This is a genomic window from Pantoea conspicua, from assembly GCF_002095315.1.
GTDB classification, from domain to species: domain Bacteria; phylum Pseudomonadota; class Gammaproteobacteria; order Enterobacterales; family Enterobacteriaceae; genus Pantoea; species Pantoea conspicua.
In genome coordinates this window covers 1-7,183 of the sequence record NZ_MLFN01000087.1, presented here as the reverse complement: position 1 = coordinate 7,183, position 7,183 = coordinate 1, and the positions used below count along the sequence as shown (strand labels likewise).

Genomic DNA, 7,183 nt, shown 5'->3' with positions numbered 1-7,183 from the left:
GGTCTGCTTCCAGCGCGGCGGCACCCAGCCTACCGCCACTGATGCGTTTGCCCCTGCGGCATGATGGGGCATGGCGCGCTCGGCTACAACGCCGTGAGCGTGGATGTGGCCGCCGCCCGTGCGGCCTGGCAACCGCTGGCAGATACGCTCAATGTGACGGTGCAGGAAACGGCAGAGACCGCCATCCAGCTGGCGATCTCCAGCATGTACAGCGATACCAGCGGCTTATTGTCCCGTTTTGGCCTCGATCCGCGTGAATTCTGGTTCCTCGCCTTTGGCGGCGCAGGGCCGATGATGGGCTGTTTCCTGGCACGCGAGCTGAACATGAAAGGCGTCATTGTGCCGCTTACGCCAGGCGTTCTCTCGGCGCTCGGCGGGCTGGTGGCGGATATCCGCAATGACTTTATCCGCACTCTTTACAGTGACCTGACGGCGGCCCTGGCCGACACCTTAGCCAGCGAAGCGCAGGCGTTACAGCAACGTGCCTGCGGCTGGCTGGCGCAGGAGCACGGCAGCGACATGCCGTACCATTTGCAATTCAGCGCCGACATGCGCTATCGCGGCCAGTCGTTTGAGATTGAAGTGCCGCTGGAGGCGACCTGGCTGGCAACGGCTGACGTCACGGCGCTGCATCAGGCGTTTGATGCCCAGCATCAGCAGATGTTCGGTCACTGCGATGCAGAGGCGCCGGTGCAGCTGATCAATCTGCGGCTGGTGATCGCCTCGCCCACCCCGAAACCGGCGATCAACCGTCTGCCGGTTGCCACCGAACCGCCTGCAGTGCTGAAGCAGGCAGAAGCCTGGATCGATGGCGCATGGCATCAGGTGGATGTGGTGCTGCGGTCGGAACTGCGTGCCGGGCATCGGCTGACCGGCCCGGTGATCGTCGCCCAGGATGATTGCACCACCTGCGTGCCGCCCGGTATGCGGGTCAATGTCGACCCTTTTGGCAACCTGCTGATCACTGCGAGTGAGGCGTAATATGGCAATTGACGGACGTAACCTGCAAATCCTCGCCAACTACTGCGCGGCCGCCGCCGATGCAATGGCGTTTACCCTGATGCGCACCGCGCACTCAACGTTTGTTAAAGAGACCGAAGATTTCTCCTGTCAGATCGTCAGCCGCGACGGCCTGGCCTTCGCCTCACCACGCAGCTTTGGCGCACCCTGGTATAGCGGCATCGACTATGCCCCGGTGCTGGCGCTGATTGAGAATTACACCGAGGGGGACATTTGCATCACCAATGATGCCTACGCCGGTAACGTCGCCACCCACTCGCCCGATATTCATATCTGGAAACCGGTGTTTCATCAGGGCGAGATTGTCTGCTTCGTGGTGGGTCACATTCATAACACCGATGTCGGCGGCGCGGTGCCGGCCTCACTGTCGCGTTCGCTGACCGATATCGTGCAGGAGGGGATTCGCATCCCGCCGCTGAAGATCGTCAGCAATGGTGTACTGAACGACGATGTGGCGCGCATCATGCGGCTCAACGTGCGGGCCCCGGATCAAAACTGGGGTGATTTCAAAGCACAACTGGCGTCGGTGAACGTCGGTGAGCGCAAAATTCACGACATCATCGCCCGCTTTGGCGTTGATGATTTCCTTCAGGGCATCGAAGGCATTCTCGATTATGCCGAAGCGCAGGCGCGTAGCATTATCACGACCATTCCTGACGGCGACTATTTTTATGCCGATTACGCTGACGAAGATGGCGAAGGCGGCTATCCCTGTCGTATCGCGATTACGCTGCGGGTAGAGGGGGATCGGCTGGAGCTCGACTACACCGGCAGCGATCCCCAGCTGGCCTCCTCGCTGAATATGCCGACAGGGGGGCGTGAGCGCCATCCGCTGGCGCTGGTGGGTGTGACCTATGTGCTCTCTACGCTGGATCGTTCGCTGCTGCTTAACGCCGGTACGTTGCGGCCCACCCGGGCGATACTGCCGCCGGGCACGGTGATGAACTGTGAAGCCCCGGCGGCGGTGGGTATGCGCTCATTGACCTGCGCACTGTCGCAGATCGCGACGCTGGGCGTCTTCTCGCTGGCGATGCCGGACCGTCTGCCGGCTAACTCGCCCGGCGGTAACTCGATCATGAACATCCGTACCCAGACGCATAACCGCAGCGTGGTCGCCTCGCTCGGTCCGGTTGGCGGTGGAGCCGGCGGCACGCCGCGTCATGATGGACCGGACGGCTCGGGCGGCCTCTCCGCCTTCCTGAAAAACACCCCGATTGAGATCAATGAAGCCGAGGTCCCGATTCGCTTCCACCGCTACGGACTGGCGCAGGACAGCGCCGGTGCCGGCCAGTATCGCGGCGGGTTAGCCACCGAAATGGCGTTTGAAATTTTCTCGCCCAACACCACCATTACCGCGCGTAACCGCAACCGCTCGGTCTTTGCGTCGGCAGGCGTGATGGGCGGGCAGAGCGGGGCGCTATCGTATTTTCGCACGCTGCGCGACGGCAGAGTGATTAACCACGGCAATACCGATGTGATCGGCGCAGAGCCGGGCGATGTGGTGGAAGTGCGCGGGCCGGGCGCAGGCGGTTATGGCTTGCCGTCGCAGCGCGACCCGGAAGCGGTATTGCGGGATGTGCGCTGCGGCTTTCTCAGCCTGAATGCGGCCCGGCAGCAGTATGGTGTGGTGATTAGGGATAACCAGCTGGATCAGCCCGCGACGGCCCGACTGCGCGCCGCGATGCCACAGCAGGCGAGCCAGCATTTTGAGCACGGCACAGCGCGTCAGCGCTTCGAATCGCTCTGGACAACGCAGCGGTATCACTTGCTTACGGTTTTTCTTGCCGCGGCGCCGGTCAGCTGGCGGCACTTCCTGAAAACCCAGGTATTCCGCGCGGTGGAAGAAATAGGCGAAACGGCGGATATGGCACAAATATTCAGTGATTTACGTCAGCGATACCCGGCAATGGCGAACAACTAACGGAAATGTGACATCGTCTACTACGCTTTAAGTCTGCAAGGACAACCAAGGGAAACGCGACGATGAGCATGAAAACCAGTGATTTTTTTGTCCAGCGCCTGAAAGAGTGGGGCGTCACCCGGATTTATGGCTACCCTGGCGACGGAATTAACGGCGTGCTGGGGGCGATTCAGCGCGCCAATGAGAAGGGGGATGGCATCGAGTTTATTCAGGTGCGACACGAAGAGATGGCCGCATTTATGGCAGCCGGTCACGCCAAGTTCACCGGCGAAATGGGCGTCTGCCTGTCGACCGGTGGGCCTGGCGCTACCCATCTGCTGACCGGTCTGTATGACGCCAAAATGGACCATGCGCCGGTGCTGGCGATTGCCGGTCAGGCAGAAGCCACGGCACGCGGAGCCAACTACCAGCAGGAGATGAATCTGGACCGCGTCTTCTCGGATGTGGCGAATTTCGTTCAGGAAGCGGCGGCACCGGCTCAGGTACGTCACCTGATCGATCGCGGGGTGCGCATTGCGAAGGCCCAGAACGGCGTCGCGGTGGTGATCATCCCTAAAGATATCCAGGATGAAGAGTGGCAGGCCCCCAGCATCTGCACGGCTTCACCCATTCAGGCAGCGGCTATCAGCGGCCAAAAGTGGTGCCGTATGACGCGGATCTGCAACGGGCCGCTGACGTGCTGAACGCCGGTAAAAAAGTGGCGATTCTGATTGGTGCGGGCGCACGCAATGCTGCAGTTGAAGTGGTGCAGGCCGCCAATGTGCTGGGTGCCGGGGTGGCGAAAGCCTTGCTGGGCAAAGATGTACTGCCGGACGACGCGCCGTTTGTCACCGGCTCGATTGGCCTGCTCGGCACCAAACCCTCGTCAGATTTGATGAAAAACTGCGACACCCTGTTGATGATTGGCAGCGGCTTCCCGTGGACCGAATTTTTGCCGGAAGAGGGCAAGGCGCGGGCGGTACAGATTGATATCGATCCGGCGATGCTCGGTCTGCGCTATCCCTGTGAAGTGAACCTGCATGGCGATGCTGCCGAAACTTTGCGCGCGCTACTGCCATTGCTGGAGCACAAGCAGGATCGCAGCTGGCAGGAAGATATTGCAGTTCAGGTCCGTGACTGGTGGACGCTGATGGAAGAGCGCGCGATGGCACCGGCTAATCCGGTCAATCCGCAGCGCGTGGTGTGGGAGATGTCACCGCAGCTGCCGGACAATGCGATTGTCACCTCCGATTCCGGTTCCTGCGCCAACTGGTTTGCCCGCGATTATCGCGTCAAACAGGGACAACGCGCTTCGCTCTCCGGCGGCCTGGCCTGCATGGGTGCCGCAGTGCCTTACGCCATCGCGGCTAAGTTTGCTCATCCGGAAAAACCGGTGGTGGCGCTGGTCGGAGATGGCGCGATGCAGATGAATAACATGGCGGAGCTGATCACTATTCAGAAATACTGGCAGCAGTGGGCCGATCCGCGATTGATCGTCTGTGTGTTCAACAATCAGGATCTCAATCAGGTGACCTGGGAGCAGCGGGTGATGGAAGGTAACCCGCGCTTTGACGCCTCGCAGCAACTGCCGGATGTGAAATACGCTGAGTTTGCCGAATCGCTGGGAATGGTGGGTATTTTCGTCGATAACCCTGACGATCTGGCTGCCGCCTGGCAGCGTGCGCTGAGCGCCGACCGTCCGGTGCTGCTGGAGGTGAAAACCGATCCGGAAGTGGCACCGCTGCCGCCGCACATCACCTTCAAACAGGCAAAAGCCTTTATGGCGTCGATGGCAAAAGGCGACCGTGGCGCGGCGCAAATCATCAGTGATACCGCCAGTCAGTTGTTGCATAAAAAGCATTAAGGGTTAAATCGGGCAGTGTCGTACCGCTAACCTTATCCTTCTCTCCCCGGACGCACTCGCGTCCGGGTTTACACCCCTCTCTATCATCACTAACGGGAGTCTTAACATGGCGGCTGATACAAGCCCTGTCTGGTTTATTTCAGGATGTTCTACCGGTTTTGGCCGTGAACTGGCGCAGCAGACTATCGCGCGCGGTTTCAGGGTGGTGGTGACGGCCCGCGATACCGCAAAAGTTGCTGATCTGGTTGACGGACATGACAATGCGCTGGCGGTGACGCTGGATGTCACGCAGCAATCCAGTATTGATCAAGCGGTGCAGGCTGCGCTGAACGCGTTCGGCACCATTGACGTACTGGTGAATAATGCCGGTTACGGTTATCAGAGTTCAGTGGAAGAGGCTGAAGAGCAGGCGATCCGCGCGCAGTTCGATGCCAACGTGTTTGGCCTGTTTGCCCTGACCCGTGCAGTATTGCCTGCGATGCGCAAAGCACGCCGCGGTCATGTGATCAACATTACTTCTGTGGCGGGCTTTATTGGTTTTGCCAGCTCAGGCTACTACTCAGCCAGCAAACATGCGGTGGAAGGCTGGTCTGACTCCCTGGCCCAGGAAGCGGGTCCGCTGGGCATTCACGTCACCTGCGTAGAGCCGGGTCCGTTCCGCACCGACTGGGCCGGTCGCTCGCTGCATCAGACTCCGAGCACCTTGCCGGAATATGCTGATACCGCGGCCGCCCGGATGAAGGCTACCGCCGAATACAGTGGCACCCAGAAAGGCGATCCTGCCCGTGCGGCGCAGGCCATGATTGCGATTACCGAGCATGATCATCCGCCACGCCACCTGGTGATGGGCGCATGGGGTTATGAAGCGGTAACCAGCAAACTCAAAGAGCGTCTGGCGCAGATTGAAGCGTGGAAACAGACATCGGTGGAGACTGATTTTCCGGAGTAGAGGTGATGATTCTGCGGGGGGCAGGAAACCGATCGGTTTTGTGAAATCGCTAAAAACATGAAAGGCCCGTTTATCGGGCCTTTCAGAGGGAAGTCCGTGCCTAAATGTCCGGGGTATTGCGCACCTGCAGCTCCAGCAACTTGCGACGCAGCAGGGCAGAGGAGGAGCGTTTTTTCGCCTGAGCTAATTGGGCTTTAATGGCGGGCAGATCGGGTCTGGCCATCCACTCAGCCATCAATAGTGCCTTTAACTCTCGATACCTGGCATCAGCCGGAGTCAAAGGAGCGGTGTCATCGTGGTTATCGTAATACGACATAGCAAGCTCTCCCTGTAGTCACTACTTTATAAGCCCGGAAACACGCCGGGATTAAAGGTTGCGGCGCTTTTTTCAACAACCCTGTTCGGCGATTGTAACGCAGTTCATTTTTTAACCCAAGCATAGCGTCGTAGATCTCCTCCAGGGGAGTCGGACGGTTGCGGTCAACGATCTCTCCTGACGCAGCCTGGAAAACAAACCCGCCAATAAAGAAGCTTTCATCGTGTGCAATTAGCGCCAGTACTGTGTTTTTTAACACGACAGCACTGCCCAGTCCGGCAAAGCTGACGTGGCGAAAATCGCCCAGGCACGCCAGACCATCGAACACGTCAAAGCAGACCTCCGCCAGGCCGTTAACCGGAAAGGAGACGCCTTGCGGCATCCGGTATCCGATACGGGTAAAAGTCTGTTCATCCATCAGATTGCCAACGATGACGGTGTAGGTTTCATTACCGGCAACAAACACGTAGCTGTGATGAACACGGCGATCGTAAATAAACCTTTTTCGCCTGATGTCGTAATCTTCAAGAAAAATCTCTTCTTCTATGCGCACTTGTCATCCCTGTATGCAGCCTGTGAATCTTTAAGCAATGATTCTTCTGCTCCTGCCCAGCCCCGTCAAATTTCCATATGAAAAACGGGGATATCCCTTCCGGGGTGACCGCCGTTGTTGCTGCGTATCGACCTCATTTTGCGGCTCTTGCCGCACTTCACTTCAGTGATGCGCCCCGTTATCGCGCACGCCTGCGTCATCATCGTGCTGAAAAAATAAGCAGAGACCCGCGTCCGGCATCATAAGAATTCGATCTTGTATCCCAGGCCGTATTCCATCTGGCATCCCCGTTTCAGACCGCGCTGTTCACCGCTATCTGGCACGCTTCCTGCACTTGCTAATCGGAAATACTTTTGGCGAGGTTCACCATGTTTGACTCCTTATTAGATGAAGATGCGACCACCCTGGCGGCACTGATCCGCCGCGGTGAGGTCTCGGCCAGCGAACTGACCCAGGCGGCGCTGACGCGGATGGAACGGCGTGAACCGGATATCCTGGCGTTTTGTACTCCGACGCCGGACCTTGCGCTGGCACAGGCGAAGGCGCTGGATGCGCGGCGGGCGCGGGGTGAAACGCTGGGC

At 59.0% G+C, this 7,183-nt stretch carries 4 protein-coding genes and 3 pseudogenes; 5 read left to right on the top strand and 2 right to left on the bottom strand.

Translation table 11 applies throughout. The annotated features are described in order from the left end of the window. The 4 genes and pseudogenes from HA41_RS18985 to HA41_RS18970 form a co-directional block, all read left to right on the top strand. Window positions 1-981, top strand: a pseudogene (locus tag HA41_RS18985) (hydantoinase/oxoprolinase family protein); the annotation flags it as partial. A 1-nt stretch (window position 982) separates the two neighbouring features. Beyond that, the gene (locus HA41_RS18980; protein WP_094122058.1) at window positions 983-2,941 is read left to right on the top strand and encodes a hydantoinase B/oxoprolinase family protein; all 1,959 of its coding nucleotides are present in this window, start codon (window positions 983-985) and stop codon (window positions 2,939-2,941) included. A gap of 62 nt (window positions 2,942-3,003) precedes the next feature. After that, window positions 3,004-4,784 (top strand): annotated as a pseudogene (locus tag HA41_RS18975) (thiamine pyrophosphate-requiring protein). Window positions 4,785-4,890: 106 nt separating this feature from the next. Continuing rightward, window positions 4,891-5,733, top strand: coding sequence for an oxidoreductase (locus HA41_RS18970; protein ID WP_094122057.1), 843 nt, complete (start codon window positions 4,891-4,893; stop codon window positions 5,731-5,733). A 100-nt stretch (window positions 5,734-5,833) separates the two neighbouring features. Here the strand turns inward: HA41_RS18970 and HA41_RS21565 are convergent, their stop codons facing one another. Together HA41_RS21565 and HA41_RS18960 are read right to left on the bottom strand one after the other, a co-directional pair. Continuing rightward, complete coding sequence (locus HA41_RS21565) at window positions 5,834-5,968, bottom strand: hypothetical protein (RefSeq protein WP_279627072.1); 135 nt, start codon at window positions 5,966-5,968, stop codon at window positions 5,834-5,836. A gap of 64 nt (window positions 5,969-6,032) precedes the next feature. After that, window positions 6,033-6,602 carry a hypothetical protein gene (locus tag HA41_RS18960; protein ID WP_094122055.1) on the bottom strand — a complete coding sequence of 190 codons (570 nt, stop codon included), beginning with the start codon at window positions 6,600-6,602 and terminating at the stop codon, window positions 6,033-6,035. 368 nt (window positions 6,603-6,970) lie between these two features. Here HA41_RS18960 and HA41_RS18955 point away from each other — a divergent pair. Further along, window positions 6,971-7,183 (top strand): annotated as a pseudogene (locus HA41_RS18955) (amidase); the annotation flags it as partial.

Bases quoted from the DNA above. Each gene is read 5' to 3' on its own strand.
- HA41_RS18980 (WP_094122058.1), top strand. From the start codon at position 983: ATGGCAATTGACGGACGTAACCTGCAAATCCTCGCCAACTACTGCGCG.
- HA41_RS18970 (WP_094122057.1), top strand. From the start codon at position 4,891: ATGGCGGCTGATACAAGCCCTGTCTGGTTTATTTCAGGATGTTCTACC.
- HA41_RS21565 (WP_279627072.1), bottom strand. From the start codon at position 5,968: ATGGCTGAGTGGATGGCCAGACCCGATCTGCCCGCCATTAAAGCCCAA.